General features: G+C 48.9%; 1 protein-coding gene. It reads left to right on the top strand.

The features are described 5' to 3' along the window. A partial coding sequence (locus R7R78_RS25070; protein WP_225474494.1) for an ABC transporter substrate-binding protein occupies positions 1–885 on the top strand: 885 nt, incomplete at both ends.

Genomic DNA, 885 nt, shown 5'->3' with positions numbered 1-885 from the left:
CCGGTATTTTCGGCATCTTACTCGGGCCACTTAACGGACCCTACGGGCAAAAACCCGAAAACAGCCAAGCCTGCTCCCTACAACTTTTTCTATGGCGCTTCTTACTCAGATGCCTGTCGTGCATTGGTGAAATGGGCGAAAGAGGATTGGGAATCAAAAGGCAATACCACGGCACCTAAATTTACTCACATTGGTGATAACCATCCGTTCCCGAATGCACCAAAAGACGCGTGTGCGGAATACGCCAAAGAGCTGGGCTTTGAAGTACAAAATCCTGTGGTTGTGTCGCTCAAACCGGGTGATTTCAAAGCGCAATGTTTGTCGCTAAAAGAATCCGGCACCAACTATGGTTACATCGCGAACCTAGGTGGCTCAGTCATTTCACTAGTGAAGTCGTGTAACACGGTTGGCACGGAATTCCAGTACATGGCGAATATCTGGGGTGGTGATAAACCCGTAATTGAAGCGGCAGGTGACGGTCTGAAAGATTACGTATTCCCAGGCATGACGGCATTCTGGGGCGACGATAGCGAAGGCATGAAGCTGGTTCAGCAAATCTCCAAACTGTCTGAATCTGAGCCGGGCGAGTTCCGAACTCACCATTACATTCGCGGCGTTTGCTCAGCGTTTTACATGAAAGAAGCGATGGAATGGGCGAAGGACAATGGCGGCATTACTGGCGAAAACATCAAGAAAGGCATGTACGTTCACAAAAACTGGGTTCCAAAAGGTCTAGAGGGCGTGTGTATTCCTGCTAACTGGCAACCAGAAGATCATCGAGGCACAACCACCGTAAACGTGTTTATGGGTAACAACCAGGGTGGTTCAGTAGACATTAAGAAAGTGTCTCAGGTTACATTGTCACGTCGTGACGATTGGCTAGGT

It is taken from the genome of Vibrio sp. 2134-1, from assembly GCF_033339495.1.
This window is presented reverse-complemented; position numbering and strand designations above follow the sequence as displayed.